The sequence below is a fragment of the Halomonas sp. HL-93 genome, from assembly GCF_900086985.1.
Lineage (GTDB): Bacteria > Pseudomonadota > Gammaproteobacteria > Pseudomonadales > Halomonadaceae > Vreelandella.
This window is the reverse complement of the sequence record NZ_LT593974.1, coordinates 353,034-366,981: the sequence shown is the minus strand read 5'-3', so window position 1 is coordinate 366,981 and position 13,948 is coordinate 353,034. Positions and strand designations below refer to the sequence as shown.

Here is a 13,948-nt window from a genome sequence, read left to right as displayed (position 1 = left end):
AGCGGATTAGGCAACGCCCTGGCTGCGCAGATAATCGTCGTAGCTGCCGCTGAAGTCGACGATGCCTTCCGGCTGCATATCAATAATGCGCGTGGCCAACGAAGAGACGAACTCACGGTCATGGCTGACAAACAGCAGCGTACCCGGGTAGTTTTCAAGGGCTAGGTTCAGGGCTTCGATGGACTCCATATCCAGGTGGTTGGTGGGTTCATCCATCAGCAGCACATTAGGCTGAGTAAGGATTAACTTACCGAACAGCATGCGCCCCTGCTCGCCACCGGAAATCACCTTGACCGATTTATCGATGTCATCGCTGGAAAACAACATTCGCCCGAGCGCACCGCGCACCACCTGCTCACCGCCTTGTGTCCACTGGCCCATCCACTCAAACAGGGTGGCATCTACGGCGAAATCGTCGGAGTGATCCTGAGCAAACACACCCACCTCAGCGGCTTCCGTCCACTTCACTTCGCCAGCATCCGGGCGTAACTCGCCCGCCAGGGTTTTCAGCAGCGTGGTTTTACCAATGCCGTTGGGGCCGATAATGGCAATCCGCTCACCGGCTTCTACGGTCATGGAGAGACGTTCGAACAACGGCGGGCCGTCATAGCCCTTGGTAATGCCGTCCACATTCACCGCGTTACGGTGAATCTTTTTGTTCTGGTCGAAGCGGATAAACGGACTAACCCGACTGGACGGCTTGATATCTTCCAGCTTGATTTTGTCGATTTGACGCGCCCGTGAGGTAGCCTGCTTGGCCTTCGAGGCGTTGGCCGAGAAGCGGCTCACGAACTGCTGCAGTTCGGCAATCTGGGCTTTTTTCTTGGCGTTATCCGAGTGCTGACGCTCACGAACCGCGGTGGCGGCCGTCATGTAATCATCGTAGTTACCCGGGAACAGGGTAATTTCGCCGTAATCCAGATCCGCCATATGGGTGCAGACGCTGTTCAGGAAGTGGCGATCGTGGGAGATGATCACCATGGTGCTGCTGCGCGCTTTAAGAATATCTTCCAACCAGCGGATAGTGTTGATATCCAGATGGTTGGTAGGCTCGTCGAGCAGCAGGACATCCGGATCTGAAAACAGCGCCTGAGCGAGCAGCACGCGCAGCTTCCAGCCGGGTGATACCTCACTCATTGGTCCGGTGTGTTGCTCAATGGGAATACCCAAGCCTAGCAGCAGCTCCCCCGCACGGGCTTCGGCGGTGTAGCCATCCAACTCGGCAAAGCGGACTTCCAGGTCGGCGACGGCCATGCCGTCCTCTTCGCTCATCTCTGCCAGGGAGTAGATACGCTCGCGCTCGGCCGCGACCGACCACAGCTCGACATTGCCCATGATCACGGTATCGATCACCCGCTCATTCTCAAACGCAAACTGATCCTGACGCAGCTTACCCAACCGTGTACTGCTATCCAGCATCACCTGGCCGGAAGAGGGCTCCAAATCACCACCGAGAATTTTCATAAAGGTGGATTTGCCGCAGCCGTTCGCACCGATCAGGCCGTAACGGTTGCCGTTATTGAATTTCACGGAGACATTTTCAAACAGGGGCTTAGCCCCAAACTGCATGGTGATATTGGCGGTTGCGATCACAAAAGGAGCCCGGTTAGCGTGTCATTGACAGTAATAGAAAGGCTCGCGATTCTACGCGCTATTGGACGGGTATTCACCCATCAGACTTTAGTCATATCAAGCGATGGCCGGGATATCGAGTAGAAAGCGTTCATCATCAAGCGCTTGGCGCAACCGAGAGTGCAAAATATCGACGATTCCTTGGTGCTCCCCCACCAGCTTGGTGGTGGTAACGGAAAGGCCTGGATGCTGCTGTTCAGCGGCGGCGCATATTTCCGCAATATCACCGCCCTCCCCGGCGTGGCGCCCCGGCGAAAGAAACAGCATCGCCAAGATAACCGGGCCTGAGCTGAACTCGGGTAGCGCCAGCAAGTTTTCCAGCAGTGGTTCATTAAAGCGGTACTCATCGCCCTCGCGGCGCTCCATGGAGGCAGCGGCAACACAGGCGGCGTCATCGCCAAGCAGCACGCTAAGTTGCCCCGCCAGGCGGTTTCGTACGGCAGTGACTTCGGGAATCGGGCTGCCGTGATCCACCAGCGCCACGTGAGGCTTGGTGTCCGGCCGAAGATGGTCGCGCACGTTATCGGCCAGCAGATGGGCTAAACGCAGGTCATTACCACCGAACTCATCCACCAAGGGCTGGGCGACACGCACTTTTACATGGGGAAAGCGTTCTTGAAGCGTGGCCATGCGTTCAGGCAGGTAGCCGGTGAGGGCTTTGCTAGGGCCGAAAAAGAACGGCAGTACGATAATCTCCGTTGCCCCCTGCTCGGCACTGCGCTCAGCGGCGGGGCCAAGCGTTGTAGCAGGGATACCATCGATCTCGTCCGCTGGAATCTTGTTGGAGTGCAGCAGCGATGCCGCCTGCACGGTTTCGCCAATAAGCTCGCTAAGCGAAGCCGCCACGCGACGTAAGTTCAGCGTCGCCTGCGCTCGTAGCGAGCCGTTATCCACCAGAAATATCGCGCGCATGCTTGCCTCCACTCGCTGGGGTTGATGAGCCGTGTGAGCTGTCAGGTAAGCAATCACCAGTGACATGGTAAGATAGCTGTTTTACAAAGGGTGTAGCCCACGATGCTATTTGATGACGATATGTTGCTTGATAACCATGCTTGATACCACTGCCCTTAACCAGCAAAGAAACTTCTTTGAGGGCCATGCCGATATATGGCTATTCGGCTATGGCTCACTGATTTGGAAGGCGGATTTTGCCTATTTAGAACGCCGCCCTGCCTTTATTACTGGCTGGGCGCGGCGCTTTTGGCAAGGTTCCCACGACCACCGCGGCACACCAGACGCACCCGGCCGAGTCGCCACACTGATCCGCGCACAAGGGGCAGTGTGCCACGGCATGGCGTACCGCATTACCTCAGACGTGCTTGCCCCACTGGATGTACGGGAAAAAAACGGCTACTTGCGGGAAAAGGTCCCACTTACCTTTCTTAATGAAAATGGCGGCACAGCGGGCCAAAGCGAAGGGCTTATTTATCTGGCCAGTGAAGACAACCCGGCATTTCTTGGCGAGGCACCACTTGCCGATATGGCTCGCCAAATTAATCAAGCCCACGGACCCAGCGGCCCCAATCGCGAGTACCTATTGAATCTGGCCAGCGCTCTGCGCGAGCTAGGCGTTGATGATGCGCATATTTTCGCACTAGAGCAGCAATTGGACCGCCTTCCAGGTTACCAATAACGCGGGTAGCGGCGATGGCGCGCTAAATTATTGACCAAGATGGCCACGATCAACATGATGACGCAGCCACCCCCAATCGGGATCAGTGGATACCACCACCCCAATTGATGAACGCTGGCCCCCCCGCCTACCGCAATCAGAGCCGCCGCCGCTCCCGGTGGGTGAACCGTGTGGGTTAGCTGCATACCCAGCACCGAAAGTGATACGGCCAGGGCCATTGACATCGGTGTTGCCCCCAGCAGTTGATAGCAAGCAACGCCAATACCTGCCGATAGCATGCTGCCAAAAAGCACATGGCTGGGCTGGGCAAAAGGGCTTTCAGGTGCCGCATAAATGAGCACCGAGGTTGCGCCGAAGGAGCCTACGATAAGCAGTTGTTGTGACAGCCACGCCGAGCTTAACCAGCAAATCACTGCCATACCGGTAAAGGCCCCTGTCCATGACCAAAAAGCATCCTGCCAGCCTACCCGGGTGCGCTTAACTGGCTGCCCCCGCATCTTGCCAAGATAAGTTTTCATTGCACTCGCTTTGCACAAAATAAGTGCAAATCATGACAAAACGCACCAAATAAGCAAATGACAATCCGTCATGCCACTGATGAAACTGTTTCAAGGGCAAAATAATTGATCATTTTGAGCGCCAAGAAGCGCCCTCTACATCATCAACCAGGCAAGAATAAACAGCCCCAGCAGGGTGCGAATGATGCCGCCAATGATTGAGCCGCGAAAAAAAGCCCGCAGCCCGCCCCAAAGAATTAATAACCCAATGACCAGTACCACGATGCTAAAAAATGAGTCGCTGATACCCAGCGAGCGCGTCAGGCCGTCGATAAACTCATCGAACGCGCCAAAGAAATTGGTAAAAATACCGAGCAAAAACTCAACGACGCCGCGAATCACTTCACCGATCGTTTCGCCAACATCATCAAAAAATCCATTTGCTTGCATGTCTTATATCCATGTTTTAAGGGACTGGCCCTATTGTCGGTGAAGTCGCGCGCTGGCGCAAAGCGGGGGTCCAAAACGACGCTGCTTGCATAATCAACACGTAGCGCTAAAGTGATCAAACAGTCGTTTAAAAAATTCAATTTATTATTCAATCAAAAACAATAAGAGGTGGCCTCATGTCGCCGCATTTCCCCCTCGCCGATCAGCTCCAAGCGAGTACCCATCGGGTGGAAAACCAACCGCCACCGCTCGAAAACTATAATAGCTACACCGCCGACCAAGCGCTTCAAGAAGGCGTCAACCGCGAAGGCGGCACGAACGACAGCGCACTCCGGGCGTTTGGTCAGTGGGCGGGCTCCTCTGAAGCCATCGCGCTGGGGTTCGACGCCAATCGCTTTGCGCCCCAGTTGATGACCCACGATCGGCAAGGCCACCGAGTCGACCTGATTGAGTTTCATCCTGCCTATCATCAGCTTATGCAAACAGCGGTGGAGCACGGCCTGCACGCCAGCCCCTGGCGAAACTCGGGGCCTGGTGCACACGTTACACGCGCCGCCAACTACTATCTGCACACTCAGGTGGAAGCGGCCCATGGCTGCCCGATCACCATGACGTTTGCCGCCCTGCCAGCACTTCGCCATCAGCCAAGTCTGCTTGAGAGCTGGGGCGATAAAATCACCGCGCCGCACTACGACCCGCGCAACGTGCCCTATTTCGAGAAACAGGGCGTCACCCTGGGCATGGCGATGACTGAAAAGCAGGGCGGCTCCGATGTGCGCATTAACACCACCCGCGCCTATCCCATTGATCAAGGAGGGCCCGGCGAAGCCTATGAGCTGGTAGGCCATAAGTGGTTTGTCTCAGCGCCCATGTGCGATGCCTTTCTGGTGCTCGCCCAGGCGCCTGGCGGCTTGAGCTGTTTTCTGCTGCCGCGCTGGCGGCCCGACGGCAGCAAAAACCCGCTCCACATCCAGCAGCTAAAACGTAAGATGGGCAACGTGGCGAATGCGTCCAGCGAGACGGAACTGCGCGGCGCCTTTGCCTGGATGGTCGGCGATGAAGGCCGCGGCGTGCGCACCATCATCGAGATGGTCGCCATGACCCGCTACGACTGCATGATCGGCTCCGCTGCCGGTATGCGCCAGGCCACCGCCCAGGCGATTCATCACGCCAGCCATCGGCAGGCCTTCGGGGCCTACTTGAGCAAGCAGCCACTGATGCAAAACGTGCTCGCCGACCTGGCCATCGAGAGCGAAGCCGCCACCACCCTGATGCTGCGTATGGCGCGAGCCATGGACCACCAGGATAACGAGCACGAGCGTTTGCTTGCACGCATTGCTACGCCGGTCGGCAAGTACTGGATCTGCAAACGCACGCCCCACCACGCCTACGAGGCAATGGAGGTGATTGGCGGGAGCGGCGTGATGGAAACCCACATGATGCCGCGCCTGTTCCGCGAATCGCCCATCAACGCTATTTGGGAAGGCAGTGGCAATGTGCAGTGTTTGGATATCCTGCGGGCGATTGAAAAGCAGCCCGAAGTGCTTGACGCCTACTTCGCCGAACTTGCCAAAGCGCAAGGCGCTGATGCACATCTTGACCGCTTTATTCACCAATTACAGCGTTCAATGCAGGATACCCAAGCACTCCAGTACCGCGCCCGTCAGTTGGCGGACGGCATGGCCCTGGCAATACAGGGCGCCCTGCTGGTGCAGCACGCCCCCGCTTTCGTGGCCGATGCGTTCTGTGCCGGTCGGCTGACTGAGCGCAGCGGCCTAAGTACCGGCACGCTGCCCACTGGGCTTGATTGCGCGGCGATCATCGAGCGTGCCCAGCCCTTGGAATGAGCCTCGCGGAATAAGCGTTCACGACCATGGTCGACTTTCATCAGCAAGCTGGTAGCGTTAAAACATAACGCTCTATACAAGATATAAGACTCGGTAGTAGCGGGAGAGCTTGGCGCATCCCACAAGGATGACGCCAGCGCCGAAGGAGCAACTGCCCCGGAAACTCTCAGGCAACCGGACCGCTATCACCATCACTTTCCGAAGAGCGGCTGATGACTGCGTCACTCAGCCCACCGAAGGAGCAAGCGCGCCCCACCGGGCACGCGAATCTCTCAGGTTCCATGACGGAAGGGGTACGCCCAGCAGCCATTACGCCGTTAGGTGGGATTCCCCGACGCTCATGAAACTTGGAGAGTACTATGCAACGCATTGCCGTTATTGGTGGTGGTATCACCGGCATTACCAGCGCCTACGCCCTAGCAAAACGTGGCTATGACGTTACCGTGTTCGAAAAACATCGCTACGCCGCAATGGAAACCTCCTTTGCCAACGGCGGCCAGCTTTCAGCCTCAAACGCGGAAGTTTGGAACCACTGGCCGACCGTGATAAAGGGTCTGCGCTGGATGCTCAGAAACGACGCCCCGTTGCTGGTCAATCCCCGCCCAAGCTGGCACAAGCTGAGCTGGTTTGGCGAGTTCATCGCCTCGATTCCCAAGTATGCTGACAACACCACCGAAACCACGCGGCTGGCCATTGCGGCCCGCGAGCATCTGTTTCAGTGGGCGAAAGACGAGCAGATCGATTTTGATTTAAAGCAAAAAGGCATTCTGCACATCTACCGCGATAAAGCGGGCTATGATCACGCCGCCAAGGTCTCCAGGCTACTTAGCAAAGGCGGCCTGGAGCGCCAAGCGGTGACGCCCGAGGAAATGCGTGCCATCGAACCGACCCTGGCGGGCAACTATTATGGCGGCTTCTTCACCGAAAGCGACGCCACCGGCGACATTCACAAGTTCACCCACGGCTTGGCACAGGCAGCGGAAAAACGCGGTGTAAAGTTCAAATATGGCCACAGCGTGCAGGATGTCGGCGCCGATCAACAGCACGTCTGGATCACCGCCAATCTTGAAGGCGAGGCTGGCGAACCAGTGCGCGAAACCTTTGATCGCGTGGTGGTGTGTGCGGGGGTAGGCAGCCGGGCACTGGCCGCCAAGCTCGGCGACCGCGTCAACATCTACCCGGTCAAAGGCTACTCGATTACCGTGCAGCTCGACGACGCCGCCTCCCAGCAAGCCGCCCCCACCGTCAGCCTGCTGGATGACGAAACCAAGCTGGTCACCAGCCGCCTGGGCGACGAGCGATTTCGTATCGCGGGTACCGCCGAGTTCAACGGCTTTAATCGCGATATCCGCGATAACCGCATTCGGCCGCTGATCCGCTGGGTCGAAGAATGCTTCCCCGGCGTCAGCACCCGCCGCGTGGTGCCCTGGGCAGGCCTGCGCCCGATGCTCCCCAACATGCTACCCAAGGTCGGCCCCGGTAAACTACCCACGGTGTTCTACAACACTGGCCACGGCCACCTGGGCTGGACGCTCTCCGCCATCACCGCCGACATGCTAGCGGATGCGGTGGAGGCGAAAAACTCACAAAGCGAGCGAGTTTCGCAACCTCTCGCATAGCCTCACCTACATCAGCTGCGCTTGCCAGGCGGTCATCCGTTAATATGTACGGCACCCTATGTCAGGTGTATTTATGCTTAATCAGCGTGCATTAACTTACCTAAATGAAGTCATTCGCCACGGCTCGCTCAGGCGCGCCGCGGCTCACTTAAATGTCGATGCTTCCGCCGTTAGCCGACAATTAAAGGCACTCGAAGAGGAGTTAGATACCCAGCTATGTGAACGGCATGGGCGAGGCATGCGTGCAACCCCGGCGGGTCAGTTACTCGTGCATCACTTTCACGCCCAGCGAGCTTCTGAAGAAGCCGTGCTCTCCCAACTCACAGCCCTGCAAAGCCTGACAAAAGGGGAGGTTCGCATCGCCGTAGGAGAAGGGTTTATCGCAGACCTGATCACCGCACCGTTAGGCACTTTTATGTCAGCGTTTGAGGGTATTAAGGTAGAAATCCGCATGGCAGGTGTTAATGAAGCAATGTCGCTGCTCAAAGATCGCGAAGTGGATATAGCGCTACTTTATGCACCGCCGGTAGACCCGCAACTTTACTGCCATGTGGAAACGCGCCAACCGCTCGATGTCATTGTGCCTCCCAATCACCCACTAAGTGAGCTGGACCGCTCCGTGACACTGCATGATCTAAAAGATTGGCCCCTAGCATTAATGGACAATCCTTTCGGAATGCGCCAAATGGTCAACATGGTGGCTCATCAGGAACGTATTCATCTTGAGGCACGCCTACATACTAACTCTGTTTCGGTTTTAAAGAATTTCGTCCGCTCAGGGATTGGCGTTACGTTTATGCCGGAACTCACCGTCATTGATGAAATAGAGCGGGGCGAAATTTGCACGCTACCTATGCGCTACCCAGTGATGAACGGTACCCGCGCGCAAATCGTTAGCTTAAAAGGGCAAGAGCTGCCCGTGGCTTCAACGACATGTATCGATCATTTGCACAAAGGAATGCGTTTTTTCTCAGCCGATGCGCCTCGACTGTTGCGATAAAGTCCACACTTAAGGCCTTGCATAGTCAACACCTCAATACATAGTCTTCCTATAGGCAACACTTATAAATCCAATAACGCTCGCCTAGCACTTTACAGCTCACGATAACAAACCAGGAGACTTAACATGGCGACTCAACGCTTTTTACCAAAAAGACTTATTACAGCTTGCATGCTTGGCACTGCAATGATGGCGGGTAATGCCAACGCTGCAACCACCATCGATTTAGGTTACAACGGCGCTCCCGACCCTGAGAAAAATGCCGTTCATGTCTTCGCCACCAACCTGAAAGAGTTAGTCGAAGAAAAAACCGACGACCAAATTCAATTAGAGCTATATCCCAATAGTTCGCTGGGCGAAGAAGAAGAACGCATGGAGCAGACCATGAGCACACCGATGCTCAATGTGGCGTCCTTTGCGGGCGTCTCTCCTCTCGTAGAAGAGATCTTCGTCAGCGCCATTCCGTTTCTATTCGACGATTTTGATGCGGCCCGTACCTTCTTTGATGAAGGTGAATATTGGCAAGAGGTCAGCAAGGCGCTGAAGGAGCGGGCCGGTATCGATATGCTGGCAGTTGTGGAAGAGGGGGGCTTCCTAGCGTTTACGAATAATGAGACGCCTATCAGCCACCCTGACGACTTCGAAGGGCTCAGGTTCCGTGCCATGGACCCGAGCCAAGTTGCTCTCTACGAGGCCTTCGGTGCATCTGGTACACCCATTCCCTGGACAGAAACCTACATGGCCCTCCGCACTGAGGTGGCTGACGGCCAGATGAACCCGCCGATGTATATCATTATGGAAAGCCTTCACGAAGTGCAGGACTACCTGACGCTTGCCAATATCCAGTACTCCAATCAGTTTCTGGTCGGCAACAGTGACATGATCGCCGGCTGGGATGACGAGCTTCGTGATGTCTTTCAAGAAGCCGTTGCCGAAGCCAACCAAAACGCCCGAGAGCATAACGAGAATCAGGTAGATGAACGTATCACTTACCTGGAAGAACAGGGTATGGAAGTGATTCGACCCTCTGAAGAGGAGCTAACCGCTTTTCGCGACATTGGCCAGCCCGCGTATCTAGAATGGCTCGAAGAGCGTGATATCGAGCAACGCTGGATCGATATGGCGCTGGAAGATGCGGGTATGAGCGATCTGCTCGACTAAAGGCCCTCATCCATTTTGCCATATAGGGGCTGAAACTCTCCTGGCCCCTATTTTCCATGCTTATGCTTAATGGGATTGTCATGCTTACTACGCTCCGCTCTCGACTACTGGCGATCAGTCGCCCGATCACCCTTACGCTGGCTGGAGTCCTGCTATCTCTTAATGTGGCAGCCATTCTTTTTGGCGTTTTTGCCCGCTATGTTGCCGGTGGTGCGCCTATCTGGACAGATGAACTGTCCCGTTTTTTGATCATTGCCACTGTGATGCTTGCGGCTGGGGCAGTCTGGTCGGAGGGTGGGCATATGCGCGTGGGGCTGCTGGAAAAACTGCTGCCTGCACCCTTCGCTCGTTTACTTAATGTGTACCAATGGCTACTCACCCTATTGATTGCAGCTGGCGGCGCATGGGTCAGCTATCGCTATGCACTATCGGTCAGCGCGTTCACGACATCTGGGCTGGGCATTAGCCGTACGGTGCCAATGCTTTCATTACCTATTGGCTTCTTACTGCTGGCTTGGCATGCCCTTCTCTATGGTCCGACCCCTCTTAAGACCGTTGAGGACTCTCTATGAAAACCGTTGAGGACTCCCTATGAAGACCGTTGAGGACTCCCTATGACTTTGACCATGCTGGCCGTTTTCCTTGGCCACGTATTGCTTGGGCTTCCGCTGTTTATTGCGTTGTTAACCACTGCATTAGTAGGCTTTTTATTTGTCGACTTATCGATGATTCCACGCATGATGCCGCAGCAATTCTTCGGTGGTATCAATGCTTTCTCACTGATGGCTATTCCGTTATTTATCCTTGCCGGCAACCTGATGAACGTCAGCGGTTTGACGGAACGCTTGATGGGTCTAGCACGCCTGATAGTCGGGCACTTACGAGGTGGCATGGGCCATGTCAATGTGGTCTCAAGCGTGTTTTTCGCAGGCGTTAATGGCTCTGCCGTGGCCGACACCTCAGCACTGGGGTCGCTTTTAGTACCCGCTATGGAGAAAGAAGGCTACTCAAGGGCCTTTGCCGCAGGCTTAACCGCAGGCAGCTCGCTGATCGGCCCGATTATTCCGCCCAGTATCTTTATGATTCTCTACGCCTCATTAACTAACACATCCGTAGGAGATTTGTTTTTGGCGGGCGTCGTGCCTGGACTGTTGTTGGGTGTCGCCTTTATGGGGATGAACGCCTGGTATGCCTGGCGTCACCGATTACCCAAAAGTGGCCAATTACCCTCTTTGGGCCAGCTGGGTGTAGCGTTCGTGACGGCTCTGCCAGCGCTTATCGCTCCCTTTATTATCGTAGCTGGCATTGTAATGGGCTTTGTGACGCCCACGGAATCGGGAGCGCTAACAGCGCTGTATGTCGCCCTATGTGGTTTCGTGCTGGGCGGGTTGCGACTCAAGGAATGCTGGAAAGCCATTGTGGATACGGCGCGCCTGACCTCGGCGATTTTTCTGATCATGGCGGCCTCAGCCACGATTAGCTGGTTGCTCTCCTACGCCCAGGTCCCAGAGCAATTTGTGTCACTTTTATCACCCTATGTGGATAATGGCGTCGTCATTTTATTACTGCTCAGCGCTATCACTTTTGTCACTGGGATGTTTATGGAGGAGGTATCGGCGTTGATGCTACTCACGCCTATCTTCGCACCGGTGGCCACGATGGCAGGTATCGACCCGGTCCATCTGGGTGTCATCATCACGTTGAACATTACCATTGCCTTGATTACTCCCCCCCTAGGCGCTTGCGTCTTTGTCGCTGCAGCGGTTAGCCGCCTTGAAATTGTGTCGCTGTTTAGAACCATTTGGCCTTTTGTGCTGACAGCGGTTGCGGTACTTATTTTATTAATCCTCTTTCCACCGCTGGCGCTGTGGTTGCCTACCCTGCTTGGATAAGACAATGCCTTTGAACACACTTTTAAAGGCATTGCCGCCTATACCCAGCCACCCAGCACCCTGCTGGGAAGGGCTGCGCCGCGTGCCCATTACCGATAACGGTGAGCGCTTGGTACCCATGAGCCTTGCCCCCACACCGATCAGCGTTTTTCCGGCCTATGCCCGACTGGGCATTCCGGGTGCGGTGCCAGAGTGTTTCGTCCGCGAAGGTGTCTATCGGGCACTGCTCACAGCCGCTCGCAGCTTACCCGACGGTATTGGGTTAATCGTGCTGGACGGCTGGCGGCCATGGCGAGTGCAGCAATACCTGTTCGACACCCTGCATGAGGCTATTCACCATCACCAGCCAAATCTCGGCGAAGCGGAGCTGCTGGAACGTACAAGGGAATTTGTCTCGGTACCCAGCCGTGATCCGTTTGCCCCCAGCCCACACCTCACCGGGGGCGCTGTAGATGTCACGCTGTGCGACGCCGATGGCCTACCGTTGGATATGGGTACGCTATTTGATGAGGCGCTACCGGCATCGCATAGCGACTATTTCGAACATCTGGAAACGCTAACGCCGCCACAACGCAAGGCCCGGGACCACCGCCGCTTGCTGTATCACATCATGCATCAGCAAGGCTTCACCAATCTGCCTAGCGAGTGGTGGCACTTTGATTATGGCGATCAATTGTGGGCGTATTACGGACCTTATGATCATGCGCATTACGGGGCTGCTGAGCTGGACACCATCGAGAATCGCTGGCGCAGGCAGCTAAGTTGATGGCTTTAGCCCACACTAATCGGCTTAAACCACAGGCGCTTCCAGTTCTAAAAAGCGCCTTACCCGTTCGGTTTTGGGGTTAACGAAAAACTCGCTGGGGTGGGATTTCTCGATAATGATACCTTTATCGAGAAAGACCACCTGATCGGAAACGGCACGGGCGAATTCCATTTCATGGGTCACCAGTACCATGGTGTAGCCCTCTTTTGAGAGGTCTTTGATCACCCCCAACACTTCGCCAACGAGCTCAGGGTCAAGCGCCGAGGTGGGCTCGTCAAACAGCATCACTTTCGGCTGCATGGCCAGCGCCCGGGCAATCGCCACGCGCTGTTTTTGCCCGCCCGACAACGTGTAGGGGTATTGTTCGCGTTTATCGACCATGCCGACTTTTTCAAGTAGCGCCAGCGCTCTCTTGTCAGCCTCGGCTTTACTCAAGCCCTGCACATGAATAGGGGCCTCGGTGACATTGCGCATTACACTCAGGTGAGGCCACAAATTAAACCCCTGGAACACCATGCCTAAGCGCGCGCGCATGCCCGCCAGCTCACGGCGCGACATCAGTTTGCCGGTGTCGCTCACGCCAATACGATCACCGGCAATATGTATATCGCCGCGGTCGGGGTGTTCGAGCCAGTTAATGCAGCGTAACAGGGTGGATTTACCAGAGCCCGATGAACCCAAAATACTGACGACCTCGCCCGGCTGAACCTCCAGCGAGACATCCCGTAGCACTTCGGTGCCATCAAAGCTTTTGGAAAGTTTGCGGATACTCACAGCGGCTGTCTCAGGCATTTTCGAATCCTCGTTTGGCACCGTAACGGCCAATCAATTTGATAAACTGCTCCAGCCCAATGCTGATCAGCCAGTAAAAGCCGATCACGACGATAAAGGCTTCCATGGGAATGAAGTAAGTGCTTGATAAGCTGTTCGCCGCGGCAGTGAGTTCGCGCACGGTAATGATCACTAGAAAGGCGGTATCTTTGAGCAGAATAATAAGTTGGTTGCCCATCAACCCGCGGGTTTTTAGGATGAGCTGCGGCCAAATAATGCGAAGAAACATGGTTGGCAGGGAGAACCCCTGTGCCGTGGCGGCCTCCACTTGCCCCTGTGGAAACGTTGTACGGCAGCCGCGCAGTATTTCCGCAAAATAAGCGCCGTGATAGAGCACCAGGGCGGTTAACCCGGCGTACCAAGCGCTCATGCGAATCCCCACACTGGGCAGCCCGTAATACAATAGATAGGCCAGTATCAAAAACGGCAGCATGCGCATCCCATCGATGAAAATTCGCAGCGGGATTTTTAGCCGCGGCCGGGAGCCTTCCAGTAAAAACACCATCACACTGCCGAGTAAAAAGGCCAGCACCGCTGATATGCCAAACAGCTGTAGAGTGTTATAAAACCCTTGTAAAAACACATCCCGCGACGACCACAATATTTCCCAATTACTCATG

The 13,948-nt window shown here is 55.5% G+C and carries 14 protein-coding genes and 1 riboswitch; of the genes, 8 read left to right on the top strand and 6 right to left on the bottom strand.

What is annotated here, in order from left to right:
* Nucleotides 1–6 precede the first annotated feature (6 nt).
* Complete coding sequence (locus tag GA0071314_RS01635) at nucleotides 7–1,593, bottom strand: ABC-F family ATPase (RefSeq protein WP_074395009.1); 1,587 nt, start codon at nucleotides 1,591–1,593, stop codon at nucleotides 7–9.
* A 96-nt stretch (nucleotides 1,594–1,689) separates the two neighbouring features.
* The gene (locus GA0071314_RS01630; protein ID WP_074395008.1) at nucleotides 1,690–2,544 is read right to left on the bottom strand and encodes a sirohydrochlorin chelatase; all 855 of its coding nucleotides are present in this window, start codon (nucleotides 2,542–2,544) and stop codon (nucleotides 1,690–1,692) included.
* A gap of 136 nt (nucleotides 2,545–2,680) precedes the next feature.
* Between GA0071314_RS01630 and GA0071314_RS01625 the strand changes: the two genes are divergently transcribed.
* Nucleotides 2,681–3,265 carry a gamma-glutamylcyclotransferase gene (locus GA0071314_RS01625; RefSeq protein WP_074395007.1) on the top strand — a complete coding sequence of 195 codons (585 nt, stop codon included), beginning with the start codon at nucleotides 2,681–2,683 and terminating at the stop codon, nucleotides 3,263–3,265.
* Here GA0071314_RS01625 and GA0071314_RS01620 read toward each other — a convergent pair.
* Together GA0071314_RS01620 and GA0071314_RS01615 are read right to left on the bottom strand one after the other, a co-directional pair.
* Nucleotides 3,256–3,783, bottom strand: a complete 528-nt coding sequence (locus GA0071314_RS01620; RefSeq protein WP_074395006.1) for an HPP family protein — start codon at nucleotides 3,781–3,783, stop codon at nucleotides 3,256–3,258. The two genes, GA0071314_RS01625 and GA0071314_RS01620, sit on opposite strands and share 10 nt — an antisense overlap.
* Nucleotides 3,784–3,918: 135 nt before the next feature.
* Nucleotides 3,919–4,212, bottom strand: coding sequence for a hypothetical protein (locus GA0071314_RS01615; protein WP_074395005.1), 294 nt, complete (start codon nucleotides 4,210–4,212; stop codon nucleotides 3,919–3,921).
* A 176-nt stretch (nucleotides 4,213–4,388) separates the two neighbouring features.
* On the opposite strand from GA0071314_RS01615, the gene GA0071314_RS01610 reads away from it, so the two are divergent.
* The 7 genes from GA0071314_RS01610 (at nucleotide 4,389) to GA0071314_RS01580 (ending at nucleotide 12,497) form a co-directional block, all read left to right on the top strand.
* The gene (locus GA0071314_RS01610) at nucleotides 4,389–6,059 is read left to right on the top strand and encodes an isovaleryl-CoA dehydrogenase (RefSeq protein WP_074395004.1); all 1,671 of its coding nucleotides are present in this window, start codon (nucleotides 4,389–4,391) and stop codon (nucleotides 6,057–6,059) included.
* A gap of 90 nt (nucleotides 6,060–6,149) precedes the next feature.
* Nucleotides 6,150–6,251: riboswitch (glycine riboswitch) on the top strand.
* A gap of 167 nt (nucleotides 6,252–6,418) precedes the next feature.
* Entirely contained in the window at nucleotides 6,419–7,678 is a 1,260-nt protein-coding gene (locus GA0071314_RS01605) for a D-amino acid dehydrogenase (protein ID WP_074395003.1), read from the top strand.
* A gap of 73 nt (nucleotides 7,679–7,751) precedes the next feature.
* On the top strand, nucleotides 7,752–8,678 hold the full coding sequence (locus GA0071314_RS01600; protein WP_074395002.1) for a LysR family transcriptional regulator: 927 nt from the start codon (nucleotides 7,752–7,754) through the stop codon (nucleotides 8,676–8,678).
* A gap of 126 nt (nucleotides 8,679–8,804) precedes the next feature.
* Nucleotides 8,805–9,839: a TRAP transporter substrate-binding protein DctP gene (gene dctP, locus GA0071314_RS01595; RefSeq protein ID WP_074395001.1), complete on the top strand. Its 1,035-nt coding sequence runs from the start codon at nucleotides 8,805–8,807 to the stop codon at nucleotides 9,837–9,839.
* 80 nt (nucleotides 9,840–9,919) lie between these two features.
* A complete protein-coding gene (locus tag GA0071314_RS01590) occupies nucleotides 9,920–10,411 on the top strand; it encodes a TRAP transporter small permease (protein WP_074398383.1) in 492 nt (163 codons plus the stop codon).
* A 42-nt stretch (nucleotides 10,412–10,453) separates the two neighbouring features.
* Nucleotides 10,454–11,731 (top strand): TRAP transporter large permease, encoded by a 1,278-nt coding sequence (locus GA0071314_RS01585; protein WP_074395000.1) that lies wholly within the window; start codon nucleotides 10,454–10,456, stop codon nucleotides 11,729–11,731.
* Between the two features lie 4 nt (nucleotides 11,732–11,735).
* Nucleotides 11,736–12,497: a M15 family metallopeptidase gene (locus tag GA0071314_RS01580; RefSeq protein WP_197668822.1), complete on the top strand. Its 762-nt coding sequence runs from the start codon at nucleotides 11,736–11,738 to the stop codon at nucleotides 12,495–12,497.
* A gap of 24 nt (nucleotides 12,498–12,521) precedes the next feature.
* Here the strand turns inward: GA0071314_RS01580 and GA0071314_RS01575 are convergent, their stop codons facing one another.
* Nucleotides 12,522–13,289: an amino acid ABC transporter ATP-binding protein gene (locus tag GA0071314_RS01575; protein WP_074394999.1), complete on the bottom strand. Its 768-nt coding sequence runs from the start codon at nucleotides 13,287–13,289 to the stop codon at nucleotides 12,522–12,524.
* The gene (locus GA0071314_RS01570) at nucleotides 13,282–13,947 is read right to left on the bottom strand and encodes an amino acid ABC transporter permease (RefSeq protein WP_074394998.1); all 666 of its coding nucleotides are present in this window, start codon (nucleotides 13,945–13,947) and stop codon (nucleotides 13,282–13,284) included. Before GA0071314_RS01570 ends, GA0071314_RS01575 begins: the two co-directional genes overlap by 8 nt.
* Between the last annotated feature and the right edge of the window lies 1 nt (nucleotide 13,948).

Bases quoted from the DNA above. Each gene is read 5' to 3' on its own strand.
- GA0071314_RS01580 (WP_197668822.1), top strand. From the start codon at position 11,736: ATGCCTTTGAACACACTTTTAAAGGCATTGCCGCCTATACCCAGCCAC.
- GA0071314_RS01630 (WP_074395008.1), bottom strand. From the start codon at position 2,544: ATGCGCGCGATATTTCTGGTGGATAACGGCTCGCTACGAGCGCAGGCG.
- GA0071314_RS01610 (WP_074395004.1), top strand. From the start codon at position 4,389: ATGTCGCCGCATTTCCCCCTCGCCGATCAGCTCCAAGCGAGTACCCAT.
- GA0071314_RS01575 (WP_074394999.1), bottom strand. From the start codon at position 13,289: ATGCCTGAGACAGCCGCTGTGAGTATCCGCAAACTTTCCAAAAGCTTT.
- GA0071314_RS01625 (WP_074395007.1), top strand. From the start codon at position 2,681: ATGCTTGATACCACTGCCCTTAACCAGCAAAGAAACTTCTTTGAGGGC.
- GA0071314_RS01585 (WP_074395000.1), top strand. From the start codon at position 10,454: ATGACTTTGACCATGCTGGCCGTTTTCCTTGGCCACGTATTGCTTGGG.
- GA0071314_RS01620 (WP_074395006.1), bottom strand. From the start codon at position 3,783: ATGAAAACTTATCTTGGCAAGATGCGGGGGCAGCCAGTTAAGCGCACC.
- GA0071314_RS01600 (WP_074395002.1), top strand. From the start codon at position 7,752: ATGCTTAATCAGCGTGCATTAACTTACCTAAATGAAGTCATTCGCCAC.
- GA0071314_RS01605 (WP_074395003.1), top strand. From the start codon at position 6,419: ATGCAACGCATTGCCGTTATTGGTGGTGGTATCACCGGCATTACCAGC.
- GA0071314_RS01570 (WP_074394998.1), bottom strand. From the start codon at position 13,947: ATGAGTAATTGGGAAATATTGTGGTCGTCGCGGGATGTGTTTTTACAA.
- dctP (WP_074395001.1), top strand. From the start codon at position 8,805: ATGGCGACTCAACGCTTTTTACCAAAAAGACTTATTACAGCTTGCATG.
- GA0071314_RS01615 (WP_074395005.1), bottom strand. From the start codon at position 4,212: ATGCAAGCAAATGGATTTTTTGATGATGTTGGCGAAACGATCGGTGAA.
- GA0071314_RS01590 (WP_074398383.1), top strand. From the start codon at position 9,920: ATGCTTACTACGCTCCGCTCTCGACTACTGGCGATCAGTCGCCCGATC.